The organism is Peptacetobacter sp. AB845, from assembly GCF_047528295.1.
Lineage (GTDB): Bacteria > Bacillota > Clostridia > Peptostreptococcales > Peptostreptococcaceae > Peptacetobacter.
Map to the genome: position 1 here is coordinate 1,956,662 of NZ_CP180001.1, position 14,194 is coordinate 1,970,855.

At 30.1% G+C, this 14,194-nt stretch carries 13 protein-coding genes; 3 read left to right on the top strand and 10 right to left on the bottom strand.

Annotation, left to right across the window (positions count from 1 at the left end):
• Positions 1-559: 559 nt before the first annotated feature.
• From ACK2WO_RS09245 to ACK2WO_RS09260, 4 genes are all read right to left on the bottom strand, one after another.
• Positions 560-2,020, bottom strand: a complete 1,461-nt coding sequence (locus ACK2WO_RS09245) for a GHKL domain-containing protein (RefSeq protein ID WP_414697596.1) — start codon at positions 2,018-2,020, stop codon at positions 560-562.
• Positions 2,020-2,730, bottom strand: a complete 711-nt coding sequence (locus ACK2WO_RS09250) for a LytR/AlgR family response regulator transcription factor (protein ID WP_414697597.1) — start codon at positions 2,728-2,730, stop codon at positions 2,020-2,022. Before ACK2WO_RS09250 ends, ACK2WO_RS09245 begins: the two co-directional genes overlap by 1 nt.
• 53 nt (positions 2,731-2,783) lie before the next feature.
• A complete protein-coding gene (locus ACK2WO_RS09255) occupies positions 2,784-3,527 on the bottom strand; it encodes an EFR1 family ferrodoxin (protein ID WP_414697598.1) in 744 nt (247 codons plus the stop codon).
• 187 nt (positions 3,528-3,714) lie between these two features.
• Positions 3,715-4,983, bottom strand: coding sequence for a dihydroorotase (locus ACK2WO_RS09260; protein WP_414697599.1), 1,269 nt, complete (start codon positions 4,981-4,983; stop codon positions 3,715-3,717).
• 330 nt (positions 4,984-5,313) lie between these two features.
• Here ACK2WO_RS09260 and ACK2WO_RS09265 point away from each other — a divergent pair, with 330 nt between their 5' ends.
• Positions 5,314-6,693, top strand: coding sequence for a YjiH family protein (locus ACK2WO_RS09265; protein ID WP_414697600.1), 1,380 nt, complete (start codon positions 5,314-5,316; stop codon positions 6,691-6,693).
• A gap of 245 nt (positions 6,694-6,938) precedes the next feature.
• On the opposite strand, the gene pyrE is transcribed toward ACK2WO_RS09265, so the two are convergent.
• Both pyrE and ACK2WO_RS09275 read right to left on the bottom strand, forming a co-directional pair.
• The gene (pyrE, locus tag ACK2WO_RS09270; RefSeq protein WP_006440274.1) at positions 6,939-7,622 is read right to left on the bottom strand and encodes an orotate phosphoribosyltransferase; all 684 of its coding nucleotides are present in this window, start codon (positions 7,620-7,622) and stop codon (positions 6,939-6,941) included.
• 87 nt (positions 7,623-7,709) lie between these two features.
• Positions 7,710-7,868 carry a hypothetical protein gene (locus ACK2WO_RS09275; protein ID WP_414697601.1) on the bottom strand — a complete coding sequence of 53 codons (159 nt, stop codon included), beginning with the start codon at positions 7,866-7,868 and terminating at the stop codon, positions 7,710-7,712.
• A gap of 306 nt (positions 7,869-8,174) precedes the next feature.
• Here ACK2WO_RS09275 and ACK2WO_RS09280 point away from each other — a divergent pair, with 306 nt between their 5' ends.
• On the top strand, positions 8,175-8,468 hold the full coding sequence (locus tag ACK2WO_RS09280; protein ID WP_414697602.1) for a hypothetical protein: 294 nt from the start codon (positions 8,175-8,177) through the stop codon (positions 8,466-8,468).
• Between the two features lie 440 nt (positions 8,469-8,908).
• Here ACK2WO_RS09280 and ACK2WO_RS09285 read toward each other — a convergent pair whose 3' ends face one another.
• On the bottom strand, positions 8,909-9,223 hold the full coding sequence (locus tag ACK2WO_RS09285) for a hypothetical protein (protein WP_414697603.1): 315 nt from the start codon (positions 9,221-9,223) through the stop codon (positions 8,909-8,911).
• 27 nt (positions 9,224-9,250) lie between these two features.
• Entirely contained in the window at positions 9,251-10,450 is a 1,200-nt protein-coding gene (locus ACK2WO_RS09290) for an alanyl-tRNA editing protein (protein ID WP_414697604.1), read from the bottom strand.
• A 354-nt stretch (positions 10,451-10,804) separates the two neighbouring features.
• Between ACK2WO_RS09290 and msrA the strand changes: the two genes are divergently transcribed.
• Complete coding sequence (gene msrA / locus ACK2WO_RS09295) at positions 10,805-11,758, top strand: peptide-methionine (S)-S-oxide reductase MsrA (protein WP_414697605.1); 954 nt, start codon at positions 10,805-10,807, stop codon at positions 11,756-11,758.
• Positions 11,759-11,883: 125 nt separating this feature from the next.
• On the opposite strand, the gene ACK2WO_RS09300 is transcribed toward msrA, so the two are convergent.
• Positions 11,884-13,092 (bottom strand): MFS transporter, encoded by a 1,209-nt coding sequence (locus ACK2WO_RS09300; RefSeq protein ID WP_414697606.1) that lies wholly within the window; start codon positions 13,090-13,092, stop codon positions 11,884-11,886.
• A gap of 134 nt (positions 13,093-13,226) precedes the next feature.
• Positions 13,227-14,105 carry a DMT family transporter gene (locus ACK2WO_RS09305; RefSeq protein ID WP_414697607.1) on the bottom strand — a complete coding sequence of 293 codons (879 nt, stop codon included), beginning with the start codon at positions 14,103-14,105 and terminating at the stop codon, positions 13,227-13,229.
• Positions 14,106-14,194: the final 89 nt, after the last annotated feature.

Below are 14,194 nucleotides of genomic sequence, written 5' to 3' on the forward strand. Positions count from 1 at the left end.
AAACTGTATAAAATTCTCTAATTACATACTAAATTCATAAAAGATTAAACAATAAAAGTTGACTGTAATACAAGATACTTTAACAGTTACACGATTGATCAACATCAAAATTACAAATCTATTCAAAAGTAAAGTGTGGTTGCTTTATTCTAATATTTCAATAAGTTTACAAACTGTAAGATTTTCAAAAAATTTTGGAGCTGTTAGTATAACATTGCAACAAGTTTCTTTTATTAGTCATAATCTTTTATAAATTTACTAACTAAAAAAGTGGATAAAATCAAAATTTAACAAACTATTGATAGTGTATGTAGCATATGAGTTATATAGACAAAACTCTTTCGACAATCTGTAGACGCGTGTTTTAACTACAACAAAACTGCTTTTCGCTTACGCGTCGAAGCCTGGAGAAGAGTTTGTCTATATCTCATATGCTTCGCATAGTGACAAAGTTTTTGGTAAATTTTGATTTATCCACTATTATACAGATAGTAAATTTATAAAAGATTAGCATAATAAAAGGACTGTTGTAATTTATACAACAGCCCCTCCATTTCCATTAATTTAAAGGTATTAATATTTTTATCATAAATTTATCATCATCGTAGTCTATCACAACATCTCCATCATACACTTTTGCAGATGTTTCAATGCTTCTAATTCCTATTCCATGAACAAAATCGTCCTTTTTCTCCGTGATAAATCTACTTCCTGCTCTTTTTATCTTATTTATTTTACTGTTTTCACAGTATATTACATAGTACCGCTTTATCTTATACGCCTCAAGCTTGATATATTTCTCCTTGTTTTCAATCTTTTGACAAGCTTCAATTGCATTGTTTAGCACATTTGAGAAAATGTTAGATATATCTGCGTTCTTCATAAAGCTCAAATCCTTAGAGTTTACATTAATTTCAAAATCTATACCTTCTCTGATACAAACTTTTTTCTTTTCGTTCAAAATTATATCTACTATAGCGTTTCCAGTACTTTTTACATCATTGCTATTATTTAATTGATCCTTCAATTCATCTATATACTGCCTTGATTCTTCGCTGTTTTGATTGAGATTACTTATATTTTCAAGATGATTTTTCATATCGTGGTACAATTTTCTCACCTGCATCTGAGATTCTTCAAGGCTAGAATAGTATTCTTCTTGAAGTTTTAGTTTGCTATTCATCAAATCTTGCTTTGCTCTTTCGTCATTTTCCTTTTTAATCATAATAACTAGATATATGGTCATTATTAGATTTAAGAAAATCAAATCTGGAAGCACCTGTATTTGTAATAAATGCCTTTCTGATGTCAATAATTCTCCATATATAAAACCTATTTTTCCTATAGAAATTACGTTTAAAAACTCTAAAACGAATAATATTATTACGTTCATCAGTAGTATATTTATCCCATACACATATACTCTGTTATTGTTTACCAATTTTTTTATAATCTTTACAATTCCAAGCATAAATAGAAATACAAGAAAAGCTATTGCTATAACAGAAAAATCAAACCAGTTCCATTCTTGCAAGCTCAATTTTGTAACCATTTCTGAAGAAATAGAGTCCTTTTTCCAAATTATAAATAGTATTCTTGGAATTATAATATCGCATATTAGTGAAAGGTATTTTGTAGTCATTACGAATAAAAAGGCTGATTTTATGCAACTTATATTGTATTCTTTCTTATAAACTTTTGCTAAAAGTAGTAAAAATAATATATTGAATGTCCATATTACTACCTTTACACCTTTAAATGCTCCAATCGAAAGCAGATTAACTAAAAAATCTCTAAATACCATTTTTCTATACGGTAAAAATCCACTTCCTATATATATCTCCCATATTCCAATTGCTCTTACCAATATATATGTAACAAGTACCAAAAAAAGCTGCACTATTATATTTCTTTTTTTAGATATTTGTGCGTCTCTTTTATATTCAACTACCGTGTTAAATATGAAAAATACATTAACTACACTAAATAGATATATAAGTTCTCTAAATATTTTTTCCACTAATTACCACCGCCTAAGCGCCAGAAAAATTTTTCTTTGAGATCCTTGTACTTAGTTCTTCCAATTGGTATGTCTTCACCATTGTCTAAAACAGCTGTATATCCTTTGATTTTATTTATATAATCAAGGTTTACAATAAAGCTCTTTTGACATTGATAGAACATATTCGAGTCTAAGTCATTTCTTATTTCAGAGAGAGTCTGTCTTGTTTCACTGTTTCCCTTTTCTGAGTGAATGATTACTTTTCTGTTTAAAGCCTCAAGATAAAGTATATCCCTCTGATATATTTTCTTAATCCCATCATCAGATTTTACAACTATATACTTTCCCTTGCTATCCTCTACATCTTTGATACACGATTTTAAATGTTTTGCTACTATCTCCTCGTCCACTGGCTTTAATAGATACCTATACGCTCTCACTTCATATCCATCAGATATATAATCCACTAACGATGTGATAAAAATTATCTCCATATTTTTATCGTTTTCTCTTATTTTTCTAGCGGTATCCATTCCATTTATATCGCCCATAAGTATATCCAAAAACAGTATATCTATCTCACCAACATTTTCCTGTAGCAGCTCTTCACCAGAAGAAAATGTTTTTATTCTATAATCTCTATCGTCGTCAAACATAGTCTTTTCAACCACATTTTTTATTTTTTCTCTTATTTCTTTTTCGTCATCGCAAATTCCTATCGTAAGCATAATATCCTCCTTTCGATTTAAAGAATTCTATTATTACATTATCAGAAATTTTTCTATTTGCAAAGGTATCTTCTCTTTCCTACACTTTTCTTTCCGTATTCGATAGCTTCAACAGGACAATTGCAGATACAAGCCATACAATGTGTGCAATCACTTCCCCAAATTGGCTTATTATCCACTAATTTTATATTGTTTAGCATACAAAGTTCCTCGCATTTTCCACAACCTATACAACTATCTTTTGCGTAGAATTTATCTGCCTTTACAAATTTTTTATAGAATATATTGTTTACAAATCCACTCTTTGCTTTGTCAAATGCTCTTAGTTTTCTCTCTTCAAATTTCTTACATTCTTTTATCTCATAGGCTGCTTTTTCTATAATAGGATCAGCTTTTTGTATTATTGATTTTGATTCTTCTTCGCTTGGAACTGGGAACATCGCTATATAGTTTTCAGGCATTATAATTTCTTTGATACCCATAAATTCAAAACTTTTTTCTTTACATAATATTGATATTGTTTCCTCTGCATTTCCTATATCGCTTCCACAGTTCATAACAAAGTATGCTTTTTTACTTCCTTCAAAATTTGATTTTCTTATAAATTCATAAAATACTCTCGGAATTCTCCAACCATAAGTTGGACAGACAAATACAAATGGTTTTTCTGAGTTAAGAGTAGGATTTTCGTTGTTTTTTATGTATTTTGTAGAGTCTATTAGTTCATCTTCTGTTATTTTTGCTATTTTTTCTGCTATGTATTTGCTATTTCCAGTACCTGTAAAGTATACTATCATTTCTATTCCCCCTTAATAAATTACTATTCCTCTATAAAAAGTATATATCTATAAATATGGTGCTGCCAAAGAATGTATAAAACACTCTTAAAACAGCACCTTTTTCTATTTCTTATTAAGTTTACTCTTATATGTAATCTTTTACTTTTTTTAATTTTAATTATAATCTTTTATTTTCAGTAAATTTTTATTTATCTTCGTAAGCTATTCTTCCATTGCATATAGTGTATTTTACTTTACCTGTCATTTCCATTCCTGTAAATGGAGTATTTTCTGCTTTTGAAGCATAGTCACCTGCTATCCATTTTTCATTAGGATCAAATATTACTATATCTGCTGGTTTTCCTTCTGCTATGTTTGCAGTATCTAAGTTGTATAATTCAGCTGGTTTAACAGACATTTTTTCCATTAACTGAAGGTATGTAAGATGTCCTGCATTTACTAAAGACATTATTCCTAATGCTAAAGAAGTTTCTAGTCCTATTATTCCACTTGGGCAATTCTGGAATTCACCAGTTTTTTCCTCAGTTGTGTGAGGTGCGTGGTCTGTAGCTATTATTTCTATTGTATTGTCTTTTAAACCTTCTATTATTTTATCTCTATCCCAAGCTGTTCTTAGAGGTGGATTCATTTTTGCAAATGTTTTGTGCTCTCTAACAGCGTCTTCTGTTAATGTAAAATGATGTGGAGATGCTTCTGCGTACACTCTTGCACCATGCTGTTTTGCAAATCTAACCATATCAACAGAATTTCCTGAGCTTATATGCTGTATATCAACTTTAGCTCCTGTTTTCATAGCCATCATACAATCTCTAGCAACCATTACGTCTTCTGCTACGTTTGGAGCACCTACAAGACCTAATTCTTTTGCAACTTCTCCTGCGTTTACACCAGGATTTCCTATTAATGAAGGATCTTCTTCATGGAAACTTAGTGGCACATCTAATTCTTTTGCCATTTCCATAGCTTTCATTACAAGAGCTGTGTCGTTTATTGGAAGTCCATCATCTGTAAATCCTAGTGCTCCAGCTTCTTTAAGAGTTTTCATATCTACTAATTCTTTTCCTAAGAATCCTTTTGTTATTGCAGCAGCCTGAACTATATTTATCGGAACTAATTCTGCTTTGTTCTGCACATAGTTTAATACTTCAACGCTATCTACAACAGGTTTAGTGTTTGCCATGCAGACAACAGTAGTGAATCCGCCTTTTGCTGCTGATGCAGAACCTGTTAATAAGTCTTCTTTATGCTCAAATCCTGGATCTCTAAAGTGAACGTGTACATCTATAAGTCCTGGAGCTACTATTTTACCAGATGCATCGATTACTTTTTCAAATCCATTCTCTTCAATTCCTTTTCCTACTTTTAATATTTTTCCATTTTTTATTGCGACATCCATTACTTCATCTGTGTTAGTCGCAGGGTTTACAAGTCTACCATTTTTTATAAGTATCATCAAACCAATCCTTTCTGATTTAAAATTATCGCTAATTTTTTATTATCGCCAATATTATAAATTTTTCACTTCAACTTTAATTGTCAGTTCAAGTTTTCATTGTTAATTACAATTATACACTATTTTCGTTGACTTTATCACAAAAATACGATAAACTTATACTTAGCTTTTGAAAGTTTTTTCAAAGGCTTTTTTAATGTTGTTTAAATTTATTTTATTATGCTCTAGGATAGATTTATTTTAAAAAGTCAATTTTATTTTTAGAATATTTATTAATAAAAAACATTTTTCAAAAAATATTTAAATTTTAAGTTTTTAGGAGGGATTATTTTGAGTAATAACAAGAATAAAAAATCCATAACAGCTAGTGGATTTTTTAAATTCTTTATTCCGTCGCTATTTGGTATGATTCTTTTCATAATACCACTGCCATACGGAAGCATGTTCCCTATTGAAGGTCTTTCATCGGTAAATATAGGGATAGGTTTTTTAGCTGAGCTTATAAAAATTTTACTTGCCGATTATATGAACTACATCGCACTTGTAGTGATTATCGCATCTGCAATATTCTCTATTATGAGTAAATTTGTAAAAATTAAAAATGATTTTTTAAGAAGTGTTCTTGAGGTTTCGCCATTCTGGTTGACATTTAGAATACTAGGTGCAATATTTATTTTCATGACTATATTTAAAGTAGGCCCAGAATTTATACATTCTGATGTAACAGGAGGTACTATGATAGGTGTGCTTCCAAGCTTACTTGCTATATTCTTAGTATCAGGTTTCCTACTTCCTCTAGTTGTTGACTTTGGGTTAATGGATTTATTTGGTACTTTAATATCTAAGTTTATGTATAAGCTTTTCAAAGTTCCTGGAAGATCTGCAATAGATGCTATATCTTCTTGGCTTGGAGATGGTACACTTGGAATTATGATAACTGATACTCAGTACAAACAGGGATTCTATACTGCTAAAGAAGCGTCAATAATAGCAGTTTGTTTCTCACTAGTTTCACTTCCATTCTCTACAGTAATAGCTGACCAGCTTGGATTTATGGATATATTTGTTCCATTCTACGGTACAGTTTGTCTAGCTTCATTAGCTTGTGCACTTATAATGCCTAGAATATATCCTCTTAATAAGTTTGAAGATACTACTTATATGGGTGTTGAACATCTTAAAGAAGAGGTTATACCTAAGGGAGAAAATATATTTGCATTCGGACTTAAAAAGGCAGTTGAAAGAGCTGAAACTTCTCCTTCTTTTGGAGATATAGTATTAAACGGATGCAAGACTGTTATAGATATGTACTTTGGATTACTTCCACTTGTTATGGCTTGGGGTACTCTAGCACTTATCGTTGCTGAATACACTCCATTCTTTACAATAATATCTTATCCAATAGTATTTATACTTAAATTACTTGCTATACCAAATGCAGTAGAAGCTGCTCCAGCAGTTTTAGTAGGATTTACAGACATGTTCCTACCTTCTATAATGGTATCAGTTGATGGAATATCTGAGGTTACTAAGTTTATAATCGGTGTTTTATCAATATCTCAGCTGATATATTTAACAGAAACAGGTGCTGTTGTTCTTAAGTCAGATATACCACTAAATCTAAAGGATTTACTTGTAGTATTCTTAGTTAGAACAGCGATAAGTTTACCTATAATAACATTAGTTGCGAAATTTGTGATATTTGCATAAAAAAACATGACAAGAGAATAACTGCTCTTTGCTCCAGGCTTCAGCGCCCCACCTCCGTTAGAGTAACACATTTAGCGGTTGTGGGGCGCTTGCAGTATTGTCGCTTTTTGAGCAGTTATACCTCTTGTCCTAATTTTGTTTTATTTGTTATCACATGAATTTCTGTTAAATCACTAAATTCATAATAAATTATATTAAAAAAGGGACGGTTGTAAATTATTACAATCGTCCCAATATATTAAAAATTATTTTTTTGCTCCATACTGTTTGTAGTATTCGTCTATAGCAGCTTTTATTTCATCATTTATTACTATTTCACCGTTGCATGGTTTGTTGTATAAGTATTCTACAACTTCTGCCATTGTTACTATAGCATTTGTATCGAATCCGTATAATTCTTTTACTTCATCTAAAGCACATTTTACTCCGCCTTTTCCTATTTCCATACGGTCTAAAGATACCATAAGTCCTACTATTTCAACATTTGCTGCACCTCTTACTTTTGGAACTGTTTCTTCCATAGATTTTCCAGATGTAGTTACGTCTTCTATCATTATTACTCTATCGCCATCCTGAAGTTCGCTTCCAAGGAATCCACCTTTGTCAGCACCATGATCTTTAACTTCTTTTCTATCTGAGCAATAACGTACTTCTTTTCCGTATAATTCGCTATATGCAATCGCTGTTACTACACCTAGTGGTATACCTTTGTAAGCTGGTCCAAATAATACATCGAAATCATCGCCATATTTATCGTGTATAGCTTTAGCGTAGTATTCTCCAAGTCTTTTTAACTGTGAACCTGTTACATAAGCACCAGCGTTCATGAAGAATGGTGATTTTCTTCCACTTTTTAAAGTAAATTCTCCAAATTTTAATACTTTACTTTCTACCATAAAGTCTATAAATTGTTCTTTATATGCTTCCATATTTTAAACCTCCGTATCTGTAGCTATTTTAAATCTTTTTAATTTTACCACAGATTTGCGATTATTTCAATTCTCTAGCTCTGTGTATTAATGGACCCTTTCTTTTTTCATTCCTTTGAACTGCCCTCTTTTTACTTCAAAATAAAATCCTAATTGTTTATATATCTCATTTAACTCGTATAAAGTTACTTCTCCGTGTTCTAAATTTGAAAAAGTTATTTCTCTTAATGTTCTTTCTCTTTCCATGATAAAATCCTCTCCTCAAAAAAAATTTTATGTATGTTATTATTCCCAATTTATTATATTTGCAAACATCTTTTAGTAAAATTGTTCTGTTCTTTTATAGAACATCTGTTCCTCTTGTTAATTATATTATATCACACATATGTTCGATTTCAAGATTTTTGTTCGATTTTTTAATAATAATTTTATTAAATTTGTATAATTTTTTTCTACTTAACTTTCGAACAAATTCCTATAAATATACTTGATATATTTTTGAATAAGTTATAAAGTATTTTATAATACTAAAAAATATTTGGAGGTTTTCCGATGGATAAAGATAACAAAAATTCGAAAACAATTGACTTCAATTCTATAGATAGAGAAAAAAGAGATAAAAAACTAAGCGAATCTATGACTGTCAACATATACGAAGGCAAGAAAAAAACTACTAACGACGGAAAAATAATAGAATTCGAACAAGCCAAAAAAGAACAAAAAACAAAAGCGCGTAAACAAAAAATAAAAAACGCTACTCCCAAAGGAAGAAGCGGATACATAAAAATATTCTATGCTGTACTACTTATACTGATAGTCTTTGTAGTATTCTCAAAACTAATTTAAAAATACAAGCATTATCATTTATAAAATAAATAAGTATGTTGCTATGTAAAATACTTTAACAATTATAAAATTTAAAAATTAGGGACTGTTAGTATAATATTGCAATAGTCCCTTTTGTTAGTCATAATCTTTTATAAATTTACTAGCTTGAAAAAACGAATAAATAAAAATTTATCAAAACTATAGATAGTATGTAGCATATGAGTTATATAGACAAAACTCTTTCGACAATCTGCAGGCGTGCATTTTATTTACAATAAAACATATCACTTGCACGCACGCCGAAGCCTGGAGAAAAGTTTGTCTATATCTCATATGCTTCGCATAGTAACAAAGTTTTTGGTAAATTTTTATTTATCGACTTTACGCTAGTAAATTTATAAAAGATTATACTAAAAAGGGACTATTGCAATTTTATACAACAGTCCCTTTTTATTTAATTATCTAATCATAAATAGTCCTACTGTAGATCCTATTATAGTTATAGTCATAAGTATTCTAGCTTTTCCAAAATCCTTATCCTTCATAACAAATGCTATAACTCCTGGAACAAATAGCGCCGCTGAAACCAACTTAAATACTATCTGTGAACTAGGAACTACTGAGAATAATAGAACACATAAAACAAACATATATAGCCCTATTGCATTAAAAACAAGCTTGTTTGAACTAAGATTCTTTAATAAGAACATAATTCCTATTGATAACACATCTAAACCTAAAAATACATACATAATAGTTGTTAATTTTTCCATCTTAAAATTCCACCTTTCCAATTAAAACTACTCAAAATGAGCTAAAAACATTTTATAAGATTCTTCGATAAATTCATCTGCCCTACCGTTGTTTACTCCGCCACCCTGTGCTGAGTATCTACTTCCTCCACCTTTTCCTTCTATAATGGAGATATTGCTTCTTAATATATCTGACATACTAGGCCCATCTATATCTTCAGTATACGCAAATACTACATTTAGCCTATTTGAAACTTCATTTAAAAACATAACAGCCATTTTTTCATTTTCTGTAATTTTCTTGACCATTTTGTTTAAATATCTGCTGTCCTTATCTTTAAATACAGCCTTTATAAGTTTTATATCACCTATTATTTCAGCTTTTTCAACTAATTCCTTAATTCTATAATCTAATAGCTCATCTTCTAGCATATTTTTCTGATGTATAATTTCATCACATTTCTCTTCAATATTTTTAACACATTTTTCTATATTTTCTTCGTTGCAGCTAAGATGTTTACAAAGACTTGTCATAACTGCATCCCTTTTTAATACATAGTCAACTGCTCTTTTTCCAGCTAAAAACTCTACTCTTGTAGCATTTCTACATTTTTCTGTTCTTTTTATTTTTAAAAGTCTTAGCTCTCCTGTATACTCTGGATGGCATCCACAACATGCATTGGTATCTAAATCACCTATTCTAACAATTCTTATTTCCTCAGCTGTGTCTGGAAGCTTTCTTCTAGTCCATGTATCCTCTAGTTCATCTTTTGAAGGTACAAATATATCTACGTGTATATTTTGACGAATTACATCGTTTGCCATTTTTTCAACTTCTAAAAGCATCTCATCTGTAAATTCACCTTCTATATCAACTGTACTTATATCCTCACCTAAATGGAATCCACAAGTATTTCTATTATATTTTGTAAAGAAGCATCCAGAAAGTATATGCTGCCCAAAATGTTGGTGCATACCGTCCTCTCTTCTATCCCAGTCTATAACTCCTTTTACCTGCTTTTCAGATAAATTTTCTTCTATTATATGATATACTTTTCCATTTTCTTCAAGCATATCCACAACTTCTACCCCATTTAGAGTTCCTTTATCACAAAACTGTCCTCCACCACCTGGGAAAAATGCAGTCTGATCTAATTCTACTAGATATTTTCCTTCTTTTTCTATTACATCGACAACATTTGCATCAAATTCAGTTTTGTATCTATCTGTGTAATATAATTTTTCCATTTTTTCATCTCTTTCTTTAATAGTTTCTTTTTTATGATATTTTGTTTATAATACTTTTCTTATAATTTATAACACTTTGTTTTATAATGCTTTGTGTTTTACTTTTGTAACATAAAAAAGTTTATTCTTTTTTCATAGTTTTCTGTAATTTTAATAATAATATTATTATATCATTTCTCAAAAATAAAAACATCTATATTTAAAGAAGATAAATTTTAAACAATTTCTCTATTTTATGTTTAAAAACATTTTCATTGGGAATATATCTTATATAAGATAATTTTAAAGTTTTCAAGATAAATTACAATTCGTCTTGTATATTAATAATTACGATTATAAAGGATGTGTAAATATATGATAAAAAAAGCTACATTTGCAGGAGGATGCTTTTGGTGTATGGTAAAGCCCTTCTCTAAATACGATGGAATACTTGAGGTAGTTTCTGGATACACAGGTGGTGAAACAGAAAACCCTACATATAAAGAAGTGTGCAGTGGAACTACGGGACATTACGAAGCCATTGAAATAACTTATGATGACTCTCTAATAGATTACGCTGACATATTAGACGTATTCTGGAAACAGATAGATCCAACTGATTCTAATGGACAATTTGTTGATAGAGGTCCTCAGTACAGACCTGCTATATTTGTTCATGGTGAAGAACAGAGAAAAATAGCAGAAAACTCTAAAAAAGAATTAGATGAGAGCAAAAGATTTGATAGACCTATATCAGTTGAAATCATTGATGCTACTACATTCTATAATGCAGAACCAGAGCATCAGAATTACTACAAAAAACAACCTAGACATTACAATATGTACTACAAAAATTCTGGAAGATACAATTTTGTTAAGGCATTTTGGGATGGAAGCAGACCTGATAGAGATGAATTAAAAGAAAAACTTACTGATATTCAGTTTGAGGTTACTCAGAATGATATGACTGAGTGTCCATTTGAAAATGACTACTTTAACCACTTTGAAGAAGGAATATACGTAGATGTCGTTGGAGGAGAAGTTTTATTCTCTTCTAAGGATAAATTTGAAAGCGGTTGTGGTTGGCCTGCATTCTCTAAACCAGTAGAAAACAATTCTTTATCAGAAAGAACTGATTTCTCTATGGGAATGTTGAGAACAGAAGTAAGAAGTAGAGTGTCAAACTCACACTTAGGTCATGTATTTGATGACGGTCCAGAAGAACTTGGTGGACTTAGATACTGCATAAACTCTGCATCACTTAGATTCATACCTAAAGAAGATATGGAAAAAGAAGGATACGGAGATTATTTAAAAATATTTGAGTAGATTTTAAATCTAAAGTATTAATCTAGTTAGTAGGTATTCTCACATACTTAACTATAAAACCAATTTAATTATATCCCTAAAGAAAAGACATTCTCTGTTTATGAGAATGTCTTTCTTATTAATTTCTATTTTTTTCCTATTAAATCATTTTTATAAATTTTTCTAAAGATAAGCACTCCTATCACATAAAGAACTACTGTTACAAAATAAGGTGCATTATAAGAAATATTCTCCATAATAAATCCACCAGCAGTAATACCAATAGCTCTGCTTAGATTTTGTACAACTGCTGCTAAACTACTTAGATTTGTTCTTTCATCCTCTTCAATAAGATCCATCTCAAGATTTTGCATAACAGGTGTGGCCATATTCATAAGACCATTTCTCATAAAGAAGGCTATTGTAAGCATTATAAGCCCTTGAGGGAACATTATTGATAGTAGAAATGGTATAGAAATAAGCTGACAGAATATAACTGTTCTAGCTCTACCCATTCTCGATACTAAAAATGGTATAATCATACCACCCACAATACAACCAAACTGAGATATTGATAGAATACTACCTACAACTGCATCACTTATATTCATGCTATATTTTAGGTATATACTAAAGAAAGGAACAACAAGCCCTGCCCCAACTCCTATAATTCCATAATATACCATAAAAGCTATTACATTTTTCTTCATTATGTTTTTATATGCCTTGAAACAGCCCTTCATATCTCTTGGAATATGGTTTTTAGGATCTTTCATAAGTGCTATAGGAATTATAGCTATCAAAGACATAATAGTAGATATTACAAAAATTATCTGAACTGCTGTTTTTGAATCGACAATATGTCCCATATAAGATGAAATCACTCCACCTAAAAATGTAGCTAAGACATATCCTAGGTTGTATATTACATAACTAAGACTAAAGACAGCAACCCTATTTTCTTCTGGAGTATTTTCCGTTATAAACATTCCCTCTGCTGTTGCTCTAACACTAAGTCCAAATCCAACTGCAACAGACATAAGTAGTATTAAAATCTTGCTATGAACAAATATAATTCCTATACTTCCAAGTGCAGTAAATAAAAATCCTAACATAAAACTATATCTTCTGCCTATTTTTTCCAATAGATATGCACTAAAAACAGAGCCAAACGCTATAACCAAAGTATTTACAGACAATACATATCCTACAAAATGCTCTCCATATCCAATTTCTTTTAGATATATTCCGACAAACGTGTTGAATACTCCCATAACAAAACATTCAATCAGATTAATAATTAAGAACATCTTCATATTTCTATTTAGCTTTTTTATTACCCTTATTGTTTCCATATTTCACTTCTTCTTTCTACGTATCCGCCAAATTTAAACTTCCTCATTTTACATCTCCAAACTTATATTTTATAAATTTTTCGACTTTTCTATTATATTATAATCTATTTGTGGATAATTTTGTTAAGTTTTTCCTAAGATTTTGCCCTTTCTTCTCTATCTAGTTTTCTATTATACATAAACATATAAAGTGCTGCAGCAAATACTATACAATATCCAAGTATACTCCATTTATCTGGATAAGCTCCAAATATAACTATACTTAAGATTGCTGAGAATATTATATTTGTATAATCGAATATAGAAATTTCCTTTGCAGGAGCAAATCTATAAGCTAAAGTTATACCAAACTGCCCTATACTAGCACACACTCCAGCCATAAGCATATACACAAGCTGAATAAATGTCATAGGCTCATAAACCATAACAACTATAGGTAATATTGAAACTATAGAAAATACTGAGAAGAAGAACACTATTGTATAATAATCCTCTTTGTTCCCAATAGCTCTTAAGCAAGTATATGCAGATGCCGCAGAAATAGCTCCAAGTATACCAGCTAGATAAGGCACTATTTGCACACTAAATGTTGGCTTAATTATAAATAAAGCACCTACAAATGCAATAATTATCATTGTAATCTGTTTTGTGTTTATTTTTTCTTTTAAGAATATTGCACTTAAAATAACTACTAAAAATGGGCTTATTTTGTTTAACATATTTGCATCAGATAATATAAGCTTATCTATTGCATAGAAGTTAAATATTACACCTAAAGTTCCGAATAATGATCTCATAAGTAGTAGTTTTCTATTTTCTTTCTTCCCTGTAAAACTTCCTTTATGCTTTATTATCAGATAAAGTGCCATTACTGTAGACACTAAATTTCTGAAAAACACTTTCTGAAAACTAGGTAAATCTCCTGCTAATTTTACAAAAGCAGACATTCCTGCAAATCCGGCTGCAGATAGTATTATAAAGAATACACCTTTTAATCTATTGCTTGATTCCATATTTTTCCTCCTCTTTTTATATTATATTTTTCCTTTAAATTTTATATTATATTTCCCTTTAAAATAATCTTAAATTACATTTTTCACTG

Bases quoted from the DNA above. Each gene is read 5' to 3' on its own strand.
- ACK2WO_RS09260 (WP_414697599.1), bottom strand. From the start codon at position 4,983: ATGATACTTATAAAAAATGGTAGACTTGTAAACCCTGCGACTAACACA.
- ACK2WO_RS09280 (WP_414697602.1), top strand. From the start codon at position 8,175: ATGGATAAAGATAACAAAAATTCGAAAACAATTGACTTCAATTCTATA.
- msrA (WP_414697605.1), top strand. From the start codon at position 10,805: ATGATAAAAAAAGCTACATTTGCAGGAGGATGCTTTTGGTGTATGGTA.
- ACK2WO_RS09290 (WP_414697604.1), bottom strand. From the start codon at position 10,450: ATGGAAAAATTATATTACACAGATAGATACAAAACTGAATTTGATGCA.
- ACK2WO_RS09275 (WP_414697601.1), bottom strand. From the start codon at position 7,868: ATGGAAAGAGAAAGAACATTAAGAGAAATAACTTTTTCAAATTTAGAA.
- ACK2WO_RS09300 (WP_414697606.1), bottom strand. From the start codon at position 13,092: ATGGAAACAATAAGGGTAATAAAAAAGCTAAATAGAAATATGAAGATG.
- pyrE (WP_006440274.1), bottom strand. From the start codon at position 7,622: ATGGAAGCATATAAAGAACAATTTATAGACTTTATGGTAGAAAGTAAA.
- ACK2WO_RS09250 (WP_414697597.1), bottom strand. From the start codon at position 2,730: ATGCTTACGATAGGAATTTGCGATGACGAAAAAGAAATAAGAGAAAAA.
- ACK2WO_RS09305 (WP_414697607.1), bottom strand. From the start codon at position 14,105: ATGGAATCAAGCAATAGATTAAAAGGTGTATTCTTTATAATACTATCT.
- ACK2WO_RS09285 (WP_414697603.1), bottom strand. From the start codon at position 9,223: ATGGAAAAATTAACAACTATTATGTATGTATTTTTAGGTTTAGATGTG.
- ACK2WO_RS09255 (WP_414697598.1), bottom strand. From the start codon at position 3,527: ATGATAGTATACTTTACAGGTACTGGAAATAGCAAATACATAGCAGAA.